This is a genomic window from Eubacterium sp., assembly GCF_057858645.1.
In genome coordinates, this window is the sequence record NZ_DBLZZO010000006.1 from 1 (window position 1) to 18,605 (window position 18,605).

Here is an 18,605-nt window from a genome sequence, read left to right on the forward strand (position 1 = left end):
TACATAGTGTTACAAGGGTAGTGGAAAAATATAATGGTACAATAGAATTTTTGGATCTAGGTGACTCCTTTGAAGTAAGTGCTGTTCTTTATGGTATTTTAAGTGAAGTTGAATTATAACCGTTTTAAATGAATATATCAACTTAGTAATATGAAGACATAAATAGGAGAATTTATAGATGCAAAATATTTTTCCAGAACATAAATCTGAAATTGTATTAGGAAATGGTAAATTTCAACTTGATCCCATGTCATATACTGTTATTTATGAAGAAAAAGAAATCAGCTTAGCTCCCAGGGAATTTGAAGTTCTGTATCTTTTAGCACAAAGACCAAATTGGGTTATTCCAAAGAAGAATATCTATTGTTCGGTCTGGGAGAGTAATTATTATGATGATCAGATTCCGTACAAAACAGTGGAACACGTAGTATGGAAGATACGAAAAAAGATGGGGCATGATATTATAGAAACATTGATCAATGTAGGGTATAGACTAAAAAAGATGTAAAGGCAGGATAGTGTGAGTAAAAGTTTGTATATTCTGATTGAATTTTTGGGAGATACGCCATATAATATTGGCAACTATAAGAAGGCGCGTACATACGTCATTTGACTAAATATCACGTTGTAACTAGAAATTGAGATAAACTCTTACAGAGCTTTTGTGGACTATCCAAAGAAAAAGGAGGCTGACTATGAACGTATATGAAGAAATAGATCAGGAAACAATGATGTTGCTTTTAGATTTCTTGTGTAAACGGACAGTGGAAGGAAAACAGATATGGGAAAATATGGAGTATAATCCTATTTCCTTTTTACAAAAAGATATTTATGAAAAAGAAGGTACCTGTATATCACAAATGTTTGAAGCAACGACAGTATTCAATGGTATTGAATATGAATTAGAGCTTTCAGAGTCAATCGAACTTCCGTCTGGCAAGGGAGATATTTTTGGAACCATTTCTTATGAAACAGAAGACGGAAAAGAGAATACGTATGATTTCTCTTTATTTTTTGATGTAGAGAAATATGATGATGCGAATGCGGAAGAATTGCAGGGTATTTTTGGAAACTCAATCATTGTACAGTTTACAGATGCAATGGTGGGAGTATTTGAAAATTCAGATGCGGTAGCGGAGGGATTTGCTTATGCAAGATACTTTCATCAAACAGGAATTAATCCGGAATGGGAAACCAATCCTCTTGTGAAATTGGGTGAGAAACTGATGCAAGAGCACGCAATGTTGGATTTTCATAAAATAGTATTGGATACAGATTATAGAAAAAGTTTATGGAAACGACCATGAACCTTCTATAACAGGATACAAATTTTGGGGAAACCATTGATATTTCTTAGGATATCACATATAATATAGTTAAGCCAAAAGGTTTCGTGTAGCGGCACGTAAAAGCTGTACTGCGTCTAGGCAGGGTAAATATTGGGACTATTTTATACTCGAAAGAGTATTACGCCCACACCAGGGAGATACGGTGAGTCCGCACCGGGGACTGAATGATACCGGCGACATTTCAGACATTCGGAAGGGTGTCGCGGCTGACAGCCAGCATAAAACCGCTTTTTAGAACAAAGAGAATGATAAGAGAAGAGGAGGTGCTTTTATATGGCTACATCAAGTATTCTTACCAATGTTGTAATTGAAGATCCGAAAAAAGCAGAAGCATTTGTAGATGCACTTGAAAAGTCCAGTCAAGATCCAGTATGGAAACCTTCTGCACCGTCTATTCCAATATTAGATAGTGTAGAAGAATTACGCAGATTCCTGGGTAGGAAAAGGAACTAAGAGAGATGTATTATGCAGTTGTAAATATTTTAGATTATATAGAACTTATAGGAGAGGAGTCAGTAGTTGATGTCCTCTCCGGTTTTTCGTGTCCGAAGAATAAAGAAATAGAAAATTTTGTCCGGAATAATGCGGTAGAGTTCGCAAAACGGAAGATGTCCATTACTTATCTTTTGTTAGATGAGTATAGCAGGGTTTTGGCAATTTTTGCAATCACACATAAAGCAGTGCAAATCTGGGGAAAAAATCTTTCTTCTACGTTGCAAAAAAAGATACAGCGGTATGCACAAAAAAATGAGAAGACAGATGAATATGCTCTTTCTGCTTTTCTGATCGGTCAGTTTGGAAAAAATTATCAGCATAAAGACGCACCCGTTCCAGATGGCGGAAAGATGATGGAAGCGGTATTGACCATTCTTAAACATGTACAGCGTGAAATTGGCGGTGGCGTTGTGTACTTAGAGTGTGAGGAAAAGCCGGAGCTATTGAATTTCTATCAGAACGAGAAAAACAGATTCCGGAAATTCGGAGAACGTTTATCAGAAAAAGAAAATGTGAATTATATTCAGATGCTACGAATTTTATAAAAAAAGAATAAGGATACATAAGGTGCAGGTGATTCTAAAATAGAGGAGTCACCTGTATTTTTTATGCCTAAATGAAGAGATAATGCAGTGCTTTTTCGTAAATAGTGCAAAAATCGTTTTCAAGGCGTTCAGATATAATAAATCTCTAAAACAAAAAAAGGAAAGAAATGGTAATGAAACAGGGAAATCTTGCCTCCATAGTCCATTACCAGGGAAAGGATTTGTAATTATAATAGAGCCTGTAATCAACGAGGAGATAAAAGAATGCAGAATGAACTTTATATTGTAGCAGATGCCATAAAAGCCTTGCGGGAAGCCAGAGGACTGACTCAGGAGCAGCTTGCAGAGAAAGCGGATATTTCTGTATCACATCTGGCAAAGATTGAAACACATGCCAGACTTATGGGGATGAAAACCTATATCCGTCTGCTGGAAGCTATGGACATTCCCATAAAAGAACACTTCATACACATGGGGACAGCAAAAAAAGATATGATGTTGAAGGAGAAGATCTGGTATCTGGTACAGGATTGTAATGAATGGGAAACCAGCCTTTTGATTTATTCCATAGAGGGAATTAAGAAGGGGCTAAAGGAATATCAGCAAGACAGCAGGAAGTGAGAATACAAACGGGGAGGAAAAGGGAAATGTTATCAAGAGAAAAGGTGGAAGCAGTATTATTTAAAATGGGAATGCCAGCCAATGTAAAAGGATTTGGTTATATCGTAGACTGTGTTCTGATCCTGGAGAAAGACAGCAAGATCAAAACGACATATCTGTACTTTAAGGTAGCTCAGCAAAATGGTACGACAGGGCAGCGGGTAGAACGGGCAATCCGTCATGCGTTTGATATTGTCCGAAGCTGCAGAGGTGATTATGATGTGGTGAACCATTATATCGGTTTTATTAACTGTGCCAATTCCCCTTCCTTATCCATGCTTACGATGAAAATACGGGAAGAAGCACTGGAAGTACAGGAACCAAAACCGGAAAAGAAAGAAGAAAATGTAATTACAGGAATTACCGAAGCCCGGCTTCTGGAGTTAATGCGGCAGGCATACACAGAATTCTGGGCAGATATGATTATCCGGTTAAAGAAATAAAGAGAAATGCAGACAGAAAACAGTCTGCCAAAACACATCAGGGTTATGGTGTCTTTTGGCAGGCTGATGTTTTCAGCCGGAGAGAACCTTGAAAACTGAATATCGGTATGGTGATATTTTTTTGAAACAAACGTGTCATTTCTGACGCTAAAATATAGAAATATCTTAAAGGACACAAAACATTTCGGCACATTCTATTTTGTGTGATGCAGGGTCATGAGCTGTGCGAAGATACATTTGTCCGCAGTGGCAGCAGGTAAGGCAGAAAAGAAGCGGATCAAACAAGGAATCGTAGAAGATGAAGGAAAAGTGTGAGCAGCGCCCAGACATAGGCTGTTGGTGGCAGGCAGCCTGAAAGCCGGATGATAATGATACCTTTGCATAAAAACACTGCAACCAGGGTAGCGTCTGGGACATGCTGCAGCGGGAAAGGGGGCTGCAGGGTGTCAGGCGGCCAGCCGGGCCGGTTCTACATGCTCCCGTTCACACCGGGGTGAGAAAATAAAAAAATCATGCTGGCAGGGAAAGCCCTGCCGGTATGGTGTGTGAAACAGGTTCATTTTAGGGCTATGGGGAAACAACAGGTTTCCTCATAGTCCTGGAATGAAAACAGGAGCAAAAGAAAGAGGAGGCAGAGCAATGAAGAGAGAGAGGTTACAGAAACTGTTTTCAGAAGATAAAGAGATCTTTCATGGAGGAATGCTGTTTCCTACATGGATCTGCAAAGGAAAAGAAGAGATAGAAAATAGGAATATTCCCCAGCGTGCAGCAGTGTATCTGGATATTCCCATTCCCTGTGCCGGGCTTTTGTATTATGAAAAAGAAAAAAGCCTGCATTACTGTGAACAGCAGACATACCATGTAGTTACGATCCTGGAAGGTGTAGGGTGTGGTAATTCCATAGAAAAAGAAAACTGGCAGAGGCTGGCAGTGCTTGCAGGAAAAGGCATGATTGACGTGATTGTGGTATCCGGGCTTAGCAGGTTATCCTATTGTCCGGAGGAAATTTTACAGACTATGGAACTGCTCCAGGCTTTCCAGGTGCAGATAGACTGTATCGGTTATGGGATTTTAGATTATGCCAGACTGAAACAATATTTAATGCACACCTGGGAGAAACAGGAACAATTTGAGCAGGACTTAGATGCGTATCTGTGCAGTTGCTGTACCAGGGAAGGGATATAATGTTCTCGCGGGAAGAACTGCTGAAGATGCGGGAAATGACGTTTGAGGACATTGACCCGAAAGAGATACAAGATGTAGAGAAACTGAAGATTGATGTAAAAAAAAGCAAACCGGAGAAGGTCCGGGAAATCCTGGAGTCCGGAAAGAACCCTTATTTTCTGAAATATAAAGGGATCACCATAAAGATTGGGTTTGCTTCTACCAACCGTACCATAGAGGAAGCCATGCAAAGCCTTGTGCAGATGAAATGGTAAAGCTACGACAGGGATAGGGAAGAAAGCGGATTGTTGGCAGATTACAGGGTGGACAAACCTTCTGGACTATGGTAGGATGATGGCAAGGACCCAGTAGCCTCTATCATTTAGGGAATCGGCTGACGAATCTAAATGATAGGAGCGAATACAATGAAGAATCAAATACTTAAAAAAATCTATCGTGCGGTTGTTTACCTACGCCTTTCTGACGAAGATGGTGATAACAGGGAAAGCGACAGCATATCAAACCAGAGGATACTAATCCATAGCTTCTTAAAGAGCCACCCTGAAATTCAGGTGGTAAAAGAATGTGTAGATGATGGATATACCGGCACAAACTTTAACCGCCCCGGTTTTCAGGAAATGCTGCGTATGCTGGAAGAGGGGGAAGCAGACTGTATTATTGTCAAAGACCTTTCCCGTTATGGAAGGGACTTTTCCGGTGTTTTACAGTATGTGGAACGTATCCTGCCGAAAATGGGTGTGCGCCTGATCCTTGTCAATGACAATTATGACAGCCTCACGCCAAATCGTGATTTCCTTACCCTGAGATTTAAAAGTTTAATCAATGACCTTTATCCTGCGGATACTTCCAAAAGTGTGCGTTCTCATTTGTATGTCAAAATGACAGCCGGGCAGTGTGTAGCGCCTTTTGCTTTTTATGGTTATCTGAAATCCGAAGAGGATAAACATAAGCTAGTTATGGACGAAGTGGCAGCTTCGGTTGTACGGGATATTTACCACATGAAAATGCAGGGCTGCAGCCTAACGGATATATCCGAAGAATTAAACCGGCGTGGGATCTTGACGCCCCTTCGGTATAAGCAGGTATATTTAAAACAGAAATTAAAGACAGGGTTCCGTCTGACGGAAAAACCGATCTGGATGCCAACTATGGTGCGCCGTATCCTTCTTGATGAACGCTACACCGGAGTGTTGATACAGGGAAAAACCACAACGCCAAACCATAAAGTAAAGGTTGTGATCCACAAAGAGGAAGCTGAGTGGATACGGTATGAAAATGCCTTTGAGCCGGTTATCAACAGACACCAATATGAAGTGGTAGGTAACCTGATGAAAATGGATACCATGAGGGGTGCAAAGGGGCTGGCGCTTCTTTCAGGCCTGGTAAAATGTGGGGACTGTAAAGAAAGCATGGTACTGAAAAGCCCAGATAAAGTCCACCACTATTATGTATGTTCGACGTCCCTTTATGAAAAGCAGTGCAGTTCCCATAGTATCAGTGAGAAAAAACTGGTAGGGGCTGTGACAGAAGCAATCCTGCATTATATTTCTGTTCTGGTGGAGTTGAAGGAGATACTGGCGTATGTAAAAACTGCCTCAATCCCAAGACAGCGGCTTTTGGAAGAAGACAAAAAACTGGAGATGCTGGAAAAGGAGAGCCAGAGAATTTTAAACATTAAAGTAAAACTGTATGACAGTTTTGCAGAAGAAATCCTGGACCGGACAGAATTTGAAACCTTCAAAGCAAAGTATGACCAGTCTTTAGAGGAAATCCGGCAGGCAATGGAGTGCCAGCAAAGGGAAATCCGAAACTTGCAGGAAACCCTTGAAAAACAGCAGGAGTGGCTGGAATATTTTCTGGAATACCGGGACCGGACGGAAGTGGACCGCTTAATGCTGGTAAATCTGGTCAAACGGATTGAGGTATATGAGCAGAAGCGCATTATCATTCATTTTTGGTTTGAAGATGAATTTGAAAAGGTATTGGGACTGCTGGAAACAGTAAACAGGACAAAGCCGGATCAGCGTGTGGAAGCCTTCCTGAAAGGAAAGGGGGCGGAAGCAAGTGCCTAAGGTAAGCAAAAGAGGACAGAAAAGACAAAACAGTAAGCCGGAAGTTAAGTATCTGAGAACCTATATTTATGTAAGGCTTTCCGAAAAGGACGGAGGGCATGGCAGAAGAGATTCCATTTATATCCAAAAACAGATCTGTGAAGACTACGCAAAGAAACACCCGGAAATGCTGGTGGTAAAAGTCTATGCGGATAATGGTGTGACAGGTACAACGTTCCAAAGGGACGCATTTGAAGAGTTGATGGAAGATGTGGCAAATAAAAAGGTTGACTGCATCATTGTAAAGGATTTTGCCCGGTTTGGAAGGGACGCCTTAGATGCTGTAGATTTGATTGATGTGATTTTCCCAACCTTAAATATCCGGTTTATTTCCGTTATGGACGAATATGACAGCGCAAACCCAGCTTGTGTAGAAAACAGGACCACCAATATTTTGAAACACTTTATGAATGATTATTATGCCAGGGAAGTTTCAGAGAAACTGGTACAGGCGCACCGGCTGTCCAGGGAACGGGGAGAGTTTTGGGGTTCCAGACCTCCTTATGGATACCAAAGAGCAGAGGAAAACAGTAAGAAGCTGGTGCCGGAACCAGAGGAAGCAGAAATAATCCGGCAGATTTTTTACTGGTATGTGTTTGAAGAAATGTCAAGCTATGATATAGCAAGGGAACTGAATGGTAAAAAGGTATTAGGACCGGAGGACAGCTACCAGAAAAGGAAACAGGGAAAGGAGCCGGAAAAAAGGCGGTTATGGAGATCAGACGGTATCAGGAAGATTTTACAGAACCCCGTTTATATAGGTGCTGCTGTTTATGGGAAAACAAAACAGATGCTTGCGCAGAATATTCCCCTTCAGATGATACCAAAAGAGCAGTGGGAAGTGTGTGAAAATGCCTGGGAAGCAGTTGTGGAACGGGCGATTTATGAGAAAGCACAGGAAATTGCAAAGGAACGCTGGAAAGATACGTTGGATAACTGGGCTGCAAACCCAAAAGAAAAACAGGGGGCAGATGGCCCTTTTAAGGGAAGGATTTTCTGCGGGCATTGCGGAAGACGTCTTGGAAGAAGCAGGAGCGGAGGTAATGAGAAACACAAATATATGGTTTATAAATGCCCTTCCTTTTCCCTTACAGATCATACGGAATGTTTCCGGACGGTGAATGAAATTTACATCAATCAGGCAGTCAAGGCAGCACTCCGCTACCAGATCCAGCTTGCTGTAGAAAGTAAGAAAACCTATGGTGCAGAGTTTTATCAAAAGCTGGAGCAGGAGGTAGCAGAAAAAATAAAAAATGCCAGACAGAAGTATGAGAAATATGGAAGAAAACTGGAAACCTTGTTTGAGCATTATGCTACCGGGCTGTTGGACTGCAAGGAATATCAGGAGATTAAATCAATCTATCAGGAAGAACAGCAAGCAGCCAGGCAGAATATGAAGCAGATACAGCTTCGTGGACAGCACCTGTTAGATCAGGTGAAGGCAAGAATGGATTGGACAGAGGAACTTCTAAAGTACCAAAGATTTCAGAAGATAGAGAAAGGAATTGCGGACCGCTTTATTGAAAAGATTACGGTATATTCCAAAGACTATGTGGAAATCGTGTTCTGGTTTGGGGATTTATTTGAAAAGGAGCTGGAAAAAGAACTAGACAATATGGAAGGAGGTCTTCCGTATGCAGTGTGATTTTGTTTTTGCTTATCTGCGTCTTTCCAGAGATGATAAAGAAAAAATGGAGGAAAGCAACAGCATTAAAAATCAAAGGCTTTTAATTCAGCACTTTGTAGAAAACCAGCCGGAGTTTGCAGGGGCAAAGTTTTTCTTCTTTGTAGATGACGGTTACAGCGGTACAACGTTTGACCGCCCGGAATTTAAGCGCATGATGGGGCTGATTACCAGGAGAAAACGAATCTGTATCATTGTCAAAGATTTGAGCCGCCTGGGAAGGGATACCATAGAAACACAAAACTATATCGAAAAAATATTTCCGTTCCTTGGGGTGCGTTTCATTTCAATCAATGATTTTTATGACAGCAGCCAGAAACCTTCCGAAAGAAAGGATACGGAGATTAAATTTAAGAACCTGATCAATGGGATTTATCCCCAGATTTGTTCCAACAATATCAAAAAAGTTATGAGGAAACAGGCTGAAATGGGACAATATCATGGTTCAATCCCAACATACGGATATTGCTTCCATGACGGTGTTCATACAAAACTTCATCTGGATATGGAGGCAGCTTCCGTTGTAAGGGGGATTTTCGACCAAAGGTTGGAAGGAAAGACCTATGCAGACATTGCCAGGGACCTGAATAAAAAAGAAGTTGAAACACCTACCGTATACCTTCAAAGGAAAGGCTGGGCGCCGGAAGCAAAGAAATCTGTGAAATTCTGGGACGGAAATTTAGTAAAGCTGATTTTGTTTAATCCGGTTTATGCAGGACTGACGGTAAGAGGGAAAACAGAAACCAGGGTTCCGTCAAAAAGAGAGTACCGATATATTTCAAGAGAGGATTGGATTTGCGTAAAAGGAGGACACGAAGCGATTGTAACGGAGCAGGAGCTTCAGAAGATCCAGGACATGGTACAGAAGGACAGAAAATATTATGGGCGGACACCGTCTTCTGAGAATATTTTTTCAGGTTTGATCCGTTGCGGACATTGTGGTCGGAAAATGCGGATACGGACAGAATACAAAGAAAAGCCGATTTATTGTAAAAGTGTTACGACAGCCCCCAATGCTTCCTGTTATCCAAAGAAATATAAGCAGAAAGAGTTGGAAGAACTGGTGCTAATTATGATAAGACAGCAGGTAACCCTTGCAGAGGATACCATAAAGCAGTTAAAGAAAGCCAATCAGACTTTGAATATTCCGAAACTCCGATATCGAAAAAAGCAATATGAAAAGAAGCTGGCGCTTCGTAAACAGGAGAAAATGGAACTGTATGAACAATATGCAGAAGAACAGATTTCTTTGAAAGATTACCTGGCACGAAAACAAACCTGTATGGAGAAGACAGCAGTTTATCAGCAAAAGATACAGGAGATAGAAGCAAGAATTTTAAAAGGGGAGGAGAAAAAACAAAAGGAGAAATCAGAGGGACTGCAACTTTTTGTAAAATATAAGGGATTGGAAGAGCTGTCTTATGAAGTTCTGCATGAGCTGATTGAAGTCATAAATTTTTATGATCCGGAACATATTGAAATTGTATGGAAATACAGGGACGAATTTCTGGAAGCAATAGGATAAGAAAGAACCGGGAGAGCTTATTGTCTTGGATTCCAGTAGAGAAGAAGATTTCATAAAAGAGGAGGAAAACGCTACGGTGTCTTCCTCTTCTTTGTATTAGGAGAAAATTTGGCAAAGAAGATGGGGGAAGAGCCATGTATCTTGAAACATATTCTATGGAAGAACTGATGGAACTGATAGAAGAGAAAGGATATTGTTCTGTGGAAGCAGTAGAAATTCTGAAAGAAATGGAACAGGCAAAAAAAGAGTATGATTTTTTACTCCGGGATTGTAAGGAAAAAGCGTGGAAAACAGACCAGGTGGTAGTTGATTATTACAGGTATCTCTTGGAAGAATTGCGGAAAGCGTTGCCCTATGATGCTATGGGAGGTCAGCACACGATTCCGATTCTGGTATTGCAAGAGTTCCGGAAACAGGATATTGTAGAAAAAATCAGGAATTTTATAGGCTGTCAGGCTGGGTTTTCTGATCATGATCTGTTACAGGAAATACAGAAATTTATTACCGTACATCTGGACCCGCAGGGAATTATCCTCTATATGGATGTACTGGGGAATCAGCCAGTGGCAAGGAATGCTTACAAACAGGGAGGACAAATGTGGTAAAAGAAAGAGTATTGGCGGTTCCGGATACAAGCATTTTTATTGCAGAACTGCCGGAAGCGACCAGAAACATCATAAGAAAAGACTTAGAAGAACACGCAAGAGAACATCATTACCGGCTGGAGTGGGATTTGAAAAATAAAGACTATGTAGCAATGAGCCGGAGATTTTGCGATATGGAAGACATTTATATGGATACCCATCTGCATTTTTGTGAGGCAGGGGAGGATATAGAGCCCTATGAAAAAAGCCTGCAGCGGACCATTTCTATCAGGTTATATCAAGACGAAGTAGAAGAACTCTGTAGGAAGTCTGGAAAAGTTGGGCTGTCAATCGGTGAACTGTTTGAAAACTTTGTTGCAGATTTGATTTGTGGTACACATACCAATGGTTCTGATGAACGCATGTATATTGAGCAATGGTTTGACCGGTGCTATTTCAGTATTATGCCAGAGGAAACATTTTTATCTTATCTGCTTGAAATGCGGGAGATAGACAGTGTTTTGGAATGCTGGGAAATCTTGCAGGAGTTGAAGGATCTGGAAGAGCCGGATTGTTATGATAAAGAGGAACTGGAGATACAGCAGAACACCTTGGAAGAATATTTTCAGGAATATAGAACCTATACAAGAGAACCGACAGAAGACCAATTGGAAGCTGCTATGGAAAAGGTGCTGGAATGGAATAAAGAAAGAGAGTATTTGTTGGAGGGAAATGTTCCAGAGAAGTCTTTGGGACGGTAGCCGGATTGGAGAAAGGAAGAAAACAGTGATAAGTAATGCGGAAAGAATTGTGTTAAGAAATATGTACCCACCGGGGTGTCGGGTAGAGTTGGAAGATATGGAAGCTGATCCGTATGTAAAACTGAGCCCCGGTGATTTAGGAACTGTACAGTTTGTAGATGATGGCGGACAGATACATGTATCCTGGGATTGTGGATACAGCCTTGCTATGGTGTTTGGTGTAGATCATTGCAAATGTGTTATGAGAGAGGAACGTTTGCAGGAGATATTACAAAGGATACAGGCTATGCCATTTGAGAGCTTGGAAAAAATGGAACGGTATGTTATGGAAAAATTATCAGGGGTTTTTCCTAAAATCAGTTTTCAGAAGAAAGAAGGGCAGGAGGTTTTTGTAGATATGGGAGTTGCCGCATTTATGAAGAAGGGTCTTGGTGTGGCAATTCAATATGAAACTGACAGCCAGCAGCACATCTTTATAAAAAAGATGGAAATGCAGGGACAGGATATTAAAGGAAAATTTGTCTTTCAAATGCAACAGAAACAGCGGTAGATTGAGAACAAGGATAGTAGAAATAAATAAGATTGTGATGATTAGTAATATTTGATAAGATATAAATAAAATTTATAAGAATATCGGGGGAACGATATGAGGTATTGCTGTGAAAAATGTTTTTCTAATAAGTATTTAAAAGAATATATCTTATCGGAGAGGAATGTAGGAAAATGTGATTATTGTAATTCCAATGGAGTAAATATTATTTCTACAGGAGAAATAGGAGCCTATATCCGAGAGTGTTTAAAAAAAGCGTATGAAGATATAGAAAATGGTACAGGGGCGTATTGGGACTCAGAAGAGAAACAATATTGCAATCGGACAGGAAGGAGTGTAGCTCCTTATTCAATCAGAGATATTTTAGTAGAAGAAGAAAATGTTTTAAACGAGGCTGTTATAGATACGACTATATTGGAAGATATATTTTCAGATTCAGGGTTAAGTTTTGAAGAAAAAAAGCAAGGGGAATCAGATGTATTTGAAGATATAGATAATTGTAATTTGGTACTTAAAGATGATTTATATGGCCTTGAGGCAACAAAAATGTATTATACATGGGAATTTTTCAAGTATATTACAAAATACTATAATAGATTCTTTGATATAGATAAGGATTGCCAGAGAAGAGATTATTTAAAAGAATTAGTACCATATATTTTAGAATATGATACTGTTATAAAAGCAGGAACGATTTATTATCGAGCAAGGAAATTGAACGATGAGAAATTACATGATCTGGATTATGCAGGGGTTTACAAAGAAATGGCTCCTGCACCCCCTAAATATGCAACAACAAATAGAATGAGTCCAGCAGGTATTTCATATCTATATGTTGCATCAGATAGAGAAACGGCATATAAAGAATGTCGATATAAAGATGCAACAGTAATGGTTGCTGAATATGTATTAAAAGAAGAATTGACAATTATTGATTTTTCTCAAGTTGCTTTTGTTACTACCAAAAGTATATTCAGCGAAGAATATGATCATGATTTACGTTGGATAAATAATTTTCTTGATGCATTTATTAAAGAGATAACCTCTCCAGTGGATGATAAAAAAGAGGATCATTCCTATGAATATGTAGCAACTCAGGTTATAGCAGAATATATAAGAAGCCTAGGATATGACGGAATATGTTTTAATAGCAGTGTAGGGAGAGGAAAAAGTTATGTATTTTTTTGTGGGCCAAACATGGAGTACAGTTCTGATGGATATGATTATATAGATGAATATTTATGGGATACTTATCCTAAATTGACATATTTTACGGACTGGTTTGATATTCAGAAGCTGGAATACAATTATGTTTTTCAAGATGGAGTTAAATATCGAGTGGAGAAGAAAATTGTTTTAAAAGACGAGTAATTCTGATTAACTCAAACTATTATGAAAGATTGCTGAAATAGGCAGTCTTTCTTTTTGTGTAAATTCAATATTTTTTTTGGATATTACTTGACAGGATAGGGAAAAACAACTTTGCTTAATTGTATCTCAACAATTGATAAAGTAACAGCAGGTCATATTTATGTTGCAGGTCAGGACATAACAGCCTTAAAGTCAAAGGAGTTAAATAAGTTTAGAAGAGAGGAACTTGGTTTTATTTTTCAGGACTTTAATTTGCTTGATACTTTAACAGCTTATGAGAACATTGCATTAGCATTGTCCATTCAAAATGAAAAGTATAAGGAAATCAATTTAAAAGTAAAAAAAGTAGCTTACGACTTAGGAATTGAAGATATTTTAAATAAATATCCTTATGAAATGTCAGGAGGACAGAAACAGAGAGTAGCCAGTGCAAGGGCAATTATTAATGATCCAAAACTTATTTTGGCAGATGAACCAACAGGGGCTCTAGATTCTAAATCTTCAAGAATGTTATTAGAAAGATTTGAGTATTTGAATAATTTATTGCAGGCAACAATATTAATGGTTACGCATGATGCTTTTTCAGCAAGCTACAGTTCAAGAGTTATTTTCATTAAGGATGGCAAAATTTTTAACGAAATTGTAAAAGGAGATAGAAGTAGAAAAGAATTTTTTAATGAAATAATCAATGTAGTTACAATGTTAGGGGGAGATTTAAATGATGCTCTTTAAACTCTCGGCGAAAAACATAGCAAAGAGTATAAAAGATTATGCCATCTATTTTTTTACTCTTATATTAGGTGTGGCTATATTTTACGTGTTTAATGCCATTGATTCACAAACAGTAATGCTGGATGTTTCTAAAAACACATCTGATATTATAAAATTAATGACAGGCATGCTTTCAGGTGTAAGTGTTTTTGTGTCAATTATATTAGGCTGTTTAATAATATACGCTTCTATTTTTTTAATAAAAAGAAGAAATAAGGAGTTTGGAGTTTATTTGACTTTAGGTATGGGAAAAAGAAAAATATCTCTTGTACTTTTCTTTGAAACACTGATAATTGGTATAATATCCCTTATAGTTGGGTTGGTTATTGGCACAGCATTTTCTCAATTAATGAGCATAGTTGTGGCAAATATGTTTGAGGCAGACATGCGCAAGTTTGAATTTGTATTTTCAAGAAGTGCTTGTATAAAAACACTAATATATTTTGGCATAATGTATGTTTTTGTAATGGTATTTAATACATGGACAATTGGTAAATGCAAACTTATAGATTTGCTAAATGGAAGAAAAAGAAATGAAAAAATAAAAAACAAAAATTCTATTGTATGTATAATGGTTTTCATTATTTCATGCGTAGTTTTAGGTAGAGCATATTATTTAGTAACCGTTGGCGTTAATGAATTAGAAAGTTCAATGGATATTTTAATTCCAATAATGCTTGGAATTGTTGGCACATTGCTGTTTTTCTGGTCAGTATCGGGACTAATACTTAAAATTGTAATGGCGAAAAAAAGCACATATTACAAAGGTTTAAATAGTTTTGTTTTACGACAGATAAGTAGCAAAATAAATACAACAGTTGTTCAGATGACTATTATATGCATTATGCTTTTTGTAACAATTTGCGTTTTATCAAGTGCATTTTCAATTAAAAATTCTTTATCAGAAAATATTCAGAAAATGTGCCCGGCGGATGTTCAAATTACTGTTGGAAAAGAAGTAAAAAATGATGTTATAAATAATAAGCAGGTGAAGGTAAAGAGCATATTGGAAAGCGCTGGCTGTAAGATAGAAGATGAGTTTAGGGAATATGTGGAATATGATACTTATAAGACACAGAAGCTTACTTTAAGAGATGTTGTTGGAAACAGCTATAATGAAATAGCAAAAACATATAAGGGAATAACTTTAAATAGTCAGGAAGATATAATGAAAATAAGTGACTATAACAAGGTGGCAAAACTTTATGGACAAAAGACTTTTAAACTAAAAGAAAATCAATATCTTGTTGTAGCAAACTTTCAGGGAATGGTTCAATTAAGAAACATTGCGTTGAAAAATGGTGAGAAAATTAAATTAGGTGGAAAGGAATATTCTCCCCTATATAGAGAGTGCAAATATGGATTTGTTAATTTATCAGGTAATGAAGAAAATTCGGGTATCATTGTATTGCCTGACATTGCACTTAAAAATGCAGAAGTATATGACAGTACTTTAGTAGGAAAGTACAATACAGCACCAAAGGATGAAATAATAAAAAACAATGACCGGATAACCAAAATAATGGGTAAGAAAACTTACAATATGATTTCGATAAATACAAAAATGGATGTAGCAGAAGCATGTATCGGGATTGGAGCCATAGTTACATTTATTGGCATGTATTTAGGAAGTATTTTTCTGATTTCATCAGCAGCAATACTTGCATTAAAGGAATTATCTGAGTCAACAGACAATAAAGAGCGTTATTTAATGCTAAGAAAATTAGGTACAGATGACAAAATGATTAACAGGGCATTATTTAAACAGATTGGAATATATTTTATGTTTCCACTAATTATTGCCATTATTCATTCTGTTGTAGGCTTGAAATTTGCTACAACAATTTTAGCAACCTTTGGAAAAGTTGGTTTGCTTGGTTCAATTATATTAACTGCAGTTGTTTTAGTTTTAATTTACGGCGGGTATTTCTTAATAACATATTTCTGTAGCAGAAATATTATTAAGGAAAGATAAAGTAGGCAATACAAAGTTCAGTTAAAAAACAGGATAATAATGAAAAGAAGACAGAAAATAATAGTAAAAGAAATATCAGACAATAAAATTTATAAATGATAAACCAATGGTAAAAAATAAGTAGTAAATAAAATGGCTGATAAATGCATATTATATTAAAAGATTTAGTGTAATATACATTTAATCAGCTATTATTATGTCTAGTAAATCATCAAAAGGAATTTTGGTGTTTACAATTTGTATGATTCTGCTGTCGTAATTGATTTTAGCAATCATACCTGTAAGTTTGATATATTCCTCTTTGCAGTAGTAGACAACTGTTATAATAGAACCTGCTTTTAAACTTTTAAGTTTAAGATTAAGTTCTTCGGCATAGTCCTGTGTAAGTTCTTTTTTTGGAACGATGATTTTCTCTTTGGAAGCTAAGGCTTCCTCAAGACCTTTTAAAGCTGAAAAAGGCATAAACTGTTTGGCACGTTCCTCTATTGGCATTTTTTGTTTGGGTTTAGATGGCATGACTCTCTCCTTAATTTTCACCGCTTTTATGACCGCCAATTTGTCGGTTTCTCTCAATAGCAGTGGCATTTTTTTGTAAATCCATTCCCTTAAGAACGGCATTCTTTCCAAATTTTGACTTGATTTCAATCATTGCTTTTTGAATTTTCTTATTCCGTTCCAAAGCTTCAATGTCCATAAAGAAAGTATACTGAGTGTAACCTTCAGGCATAACATTATTAAATGTAATGTTAATTCTTCTTATGCCAATGTTAGGTCTTACGATTTCCCTGTATAGGTTGGTAACGGCTGGAATAATAATTAAGTCTGAATTAGTGTTGATATCAAGTCTTGCTGTACCATGAGCAGGTTTCATGTTAAGGGCATTAGAGTAACCTACATGCAAAGTTACCGAGCCTGTAACAAGTTCCTGATCAACCAAATCAAGACAAAGAGCATCAACCATTTCCTTAACTACAAGAAGACCATCATCAAAATTGTAATCACACATAAGAACCTGACCACTTGTTAAACAGTTACTTTGTGGCTTGTAATGCTTGATTTGGTACATGGTAGTTGACTCAATGCCAAAAGCATGGTCTATTAAAAGCTCCGCGTCAACACCAAAAGCATTGTAAAGTACGTCCTCGTTAGCTTCTGCAATATCTTTCATGGTATAAATACCCATTGTGGCAAGACGTCTTACAGTCCCCGGACCTACACGCCAAAAGTCAGTTAGTGGAGTGTAATCCCAAAGAGTTTCTTTGTATAAATCTTCATCCAAAAAGCCGATGAAATCAGGCGAATGTTTTGCTGTGATATCCAAAGCAATTTTGGCTAAGTACAGATTAGTGCCAACTCCACAGGTTGCCCGTAAGCCAAAAGTGTTGTAAATATCTTCCATTATTGTACGCCCAAGTGTAATTGCATCCATTTGATAAAGGGCAAGATAATTGGTAACGTCCATAAACGCCTCATCAATTGAGTAAACGTGGATATCATCTTTTGAAATATATTTAAGATAAATACTGTAAATATCTGCGGAGTAATCAATGTATCTTTTCATACGGGGAACAGCAGTAATATATTCAACATTCTTAGGAATTTCAAACAATCGGCAACGGTTTTTTATGCCGAGAGCTTTCATTGCAGGTGTAATTGCCAGACAAATGGTTTTATCTGTTCGCTCTTTATCTGCAACAACTAAATTAGTTGTCATGGGATCAAGCCCTAATTCAATGCACTCAACTGATGCATAGAATGATTTCAAATCAATACATAAATAATATTTCTCTGACAAAACAATATCTCCTAAAATTAATAATTCTCTAAAATTAATATCTTCTAAAAGTAATAATCGTCTAAAGCTAATAGCTTCTAAAGTTGATAGCTTCTAAAGCTTTTGAAGTTCGTGGTACAACTTACTAATTGGAAGCCCCACAACATTATTATAATCTCCACTGATTTCCTTAACATATACTGCAAAATTACTCTGTATACCATATCCTCCGGCTTTGTCATAACAGTCACCTGTGTTGATATAGTCGTTAATTTCCTGAGATGACATTGGATACAAATGCACCTGAGTACAATCGTTGAAAGTTATATGTCTCCTTGCCTGTGTGTCAAAATCGTACACAATAGCAGTAACACCTGTATATACCTGATGGGTATTTCCCTGAATGGAATCAATCATATTATATGCTTCATTATGATTCTTAGGCTTGCCGAGAATATTGCCGTTACTGCAAACAATTGTATCGGCTCCAATAACCATAAGGGATAAACCACCAAAAGCCATAAGAGACAAATCTACAGATTTCAAAATCATGTTAAGAACATTGTCAGCTTTTTGAAATGACAGTTCTTCCACAACTGCCTCCGGTTCAGTTTTTGTTATAACTTCTTCCATGTTAGACGCAATTATTTCAAATTCATAACCTGCCTGCTTCATAAGCTCGCTGCGTCTTGGCGACTGAGAAGCAAGTATAATCTTGGTTTTTTCTAAATTAATCATAAAAAGAGTATAACATAAATCGAATGAATGTTCACCCTTAAAAATAAAAAATAAAAATTTTATGAAAACTGTTGAATATATTAG

General features: G+C 37.6%; 19 protein-coding genes and 1 pseudogene. 17 read left to right on the forward strand and 3 right to left on the reverse strand.

The genetic code is table 11. The features are described from left to right. Nucleotides 1-178: 178 nt before the first annotated feature. The 17 genes and pseudogenes from ACZM4J_RS03170 to ACZM4J_RS03250 all read left to right on the forward strand — a co-directional run bounded on the left by ACZM4J_RS03170 (nucleotide 179) and on the right by ACZM4J_RS03250 (nucleotide 16,009). Nucleotides 179-508, forward strand: coding sequence for a winged helix-turn-helix domain-containing protein (locus ACZM4J_RS03170; RefSeq protein WP_117855217.1), 330 nt, complete (start codon nucleotides 179-181; stop codon nucleotides 506-508). Between the two features lie 187 nt (nucleotides 509-695). After that, entirely contained in the window at nucleotides 696-1,307 is a 612-nt protein-coding gene (locus ACZM4J_RS03175) for a hypothetical protein (protein WP_117855214.1), read from the forward strand. 315 nt (nucleotides 1,308-1,622) lie between these two features. Then, nucleotides 1,623-1,802 carry a hypothetical protein gene (locus ACZM4J_RS03180; protein ID WP_055056077.1) on the forward strand — a complete coding sequence of 60 codons (180 nt, stop codon included), beginning with the start codon at nucleotides 1,623-1,625 and terminating at the stop codon, nucleotides 1,800-1,802. 5 nt (nucleotides 1,803-1,807) lie between these two features. Further along, a complete protein-coding gene (locus ACZM4J_RS03185) occupies nucleotides 1,808-2,389 on the forward strand; it encodes a hypothetical protein (protein WP_055056076.1) in 582 nt (193 codons plus the stop codon). 264 nt (nucleotides 2,390-2,653) lie between these two features. Then, entirely contained in the window at nucleotides 2,654-3,010 is a 357-nt protein-coding gene (locus ACZM4J_RS03190) for a helix-turn-helix domain-containing protein (protein WP_055172436.1), read from the forward strand. Nucleotides 3,011-3,036: 26 nt separating this feature from the next. Continuing rightward, nucleotides 3,037-3,492, forward strand: coding sequence for a sporulation initiation factor Spo0A C-terminal domain-containing protein (locus tag ACZM4J_RS03195; RefSeq protein ID WP_195379929.1), 456 nt, complete (start codon nucleotides 3,037-3,039; stop codon nucleotides 3,490-3,492). Between the two features lie 639 nt (nucleotides 3,493-4,131). After that, entirely contained in the window at nucleotides 4,132-4,677 is a 546-nt protein-coding gene (locus ACZM4J_RS03200) for a recombinase family protein (protein ID WP_182439023.1), read from the forward strand. After that, nucleotides 4,677-4,931, forward strand: a complete 255-nt coding sequence (locus tag ACZM4J_RS03205) for a DUF6870 family protein (RefSeq protein WP_055172445.1) — start codon at nucleotides 4,677-4,679, stop codon at nucleotides 4,929-4,931. Before ACZM4J_RS03200 ends, ACZM4J_RS03205 begins: the two co-directional genes overlap by 1 nt. 150 nt (nucleotides 4,932-5,081) lie before the next feature. Further along, nucleotides 5,082-6,749, forward strand: coding sequence for a recombinase family protein (locus tag ACZM4J_RS03210; RefSeq protein ID WP_161234040.1), 1,668 nt, complete (start codon nucleotides 5,082-5,084; stop codon nucleotides 6,747-6,749). Continuing rightward, the gene (locus tag ACZM4J_RS03215) at nucleotides 6,742-8,433 is read left to right on the forward strand and encodes a recombinase family protein (protein ID WP_117689896.1); all 1,692 of its coding nucleotides are present in this window, start codon (nucleotides 6,742-6,744) and stop codon (nucleotides 8,431-8,433) included. The genes ACZM4J_RS03210 and ACZM4J_RS03215 overlap by 8 nt, the downstream gene beginning before the upstream one ends. Next, nucleotides 8,423-9,997, forward strand: a complete 1,575-nt coding sequence (locus tag ACZM4J_RS03220; protein ID WP_117689897.1) for a recombinase family protein — start codon at nucleotides 8,423-8,425, stop codon at nucleotides 9,995-9,997. The genes ACZM4J_RS03215 and ACZM4J_RS03220 overlap by 11 nt, the downstream gene beginning before the upstream one ends. A gap of 134 nt (nucleotides 9,998-10,131) precedes the next feature. After that, nucleotides 10,132-10,602 carry a hypothetical protein gene (locus tag ACZM4J_RS03225; RefSeq protein ID WP_117467675.1) on the forward strand — a complete coding sequence of 157 codons (471 nt, stop codon included), beginning with the start codon at nucleotides 10,132-10,134 and terminating at the stop codon, nucleotides 10,600-10,602. Beyond that, complete coding sequence (locus tag ACZM4J_RS03230) at nucleotides 10,596-11,342, forward strand: hypothetical protein (protein ID WP_118752714.1); 747 nt, start codon at nucleotides 10,596-10,598, stop codon at nucleotides 11,340-11,342. The genes ACZM4J_RS03225 and ACZM4J_RS03230 overlap by 7 nt, the downstream gene beginning before the upstream one ends. Continuing rightward, nucleotides 11,314-11,892 carry a DUF4314 domain-containing protein gene (locus ACZM4J_RS03235; RefSeq protein ID WP_117689899.1) on the forward strand — a complete coding sequence of 193 codons (579 nt, stop codon included), beginning with the start codon at nucleotides 11,314-11,316 and terminating at the stop codon, nucleotides 11,890-11,892. The genes ACZM4J_RS03230 and ACZM4J_RS03235 overlap by 29 nt, the downstream gene beginning before the upstream one ends. A 96-nt stretch (nucleotides 11,893-11,988) precedes the next feature. After that, nucleotides 11,989-13,263: an RES family NAD+ phosphorylase gene (locus ACZM4J_RS03240; RefSeq protein ID WP_055172460.1), complete on the forward strand. Its 1,275-nt coding sequence runs from the start codon at nucleotides 11,989-11,991 to the stop codon at nucleotides 13,261-13,263. Between the two features lie 99 nt (nucleotides 13,264-13,362). Then, nucleotides 13,363-13,995 (forward strand): annotated as a pseudogene (locus ACZM4J_RS03245) (ABC transporter ATP-binding protein); the annotation flags it as partial. After that, entirely contained in the window at nucleotides 13,982-16,009 is a 2,028-nt protein-coding gene (locus tag ACZM4J_RS03250; protein WP_489485594.1) for an FtsX-like permease family protein, read from the forward strand. The pseudogene ACZM4J_RS03245 and the gene ACZM4J_RS03250, both read left to right, overlap by 14 nt. Before the next feature lie 180 nt (nucleotides 16,010-16,189). Here the strand turns inward: ACZM4J_RS03250 and ACZM4J_RS03255 are convergent, their stop codons facing one another. The 3 genes from ACZM4J_RS03255 to ACZM4J_RS03265 all read right to left on the reverse strand — a co-directional run bounded on the left by ACZM4J_RS03255 (nucleotide 16,190) and on the right by ACZM4J_RS03265 (nucleotide 18,521). Then, nucleotides 16,190-16,525: a YolD-like family protein gene (locus ACZM4J_RS03255; RefSeq protein ID WP_117999137.1), complete on the reverse strand. Its 336-nt coding sequence runs from the start codon at nucleotides 16,523-16,525 to the stop codon at nucleotides 16,190-16,192. A 10-nt stretch (nucleotides 16,526-16,535) separates the two neighbouring features. Further along, the gene (locus ACZM4J_RS03260; RefSeq protein WP_489485596.1) at nucleotides 16,536-17,804 is read right to left on the reverse strand and encodes a Y-family DNA polymerase; all 1,269 of its coding nucleotides are present in this window, start codon (nucleotides 17,802-17,804) and stop codon (nucleotides 16,536-16,538) included. Between the two features lie 93 nt (nucleotides 17,805-17,897). Continuing rightward, nucleotides 17,898-18,521 (reverse strand): Maf family protein, encoded by a 624-nt coding sequence (locus tag ACZM4J_RS03265; protein ID WP_118436835.1) that lies wholly within the window; start codon nucleotides 18,519-18,521, stop codon nucleotides 17,898-17,900. Nucleotides 18,522-18,605 lie beyond the last annotated feature (84 nt).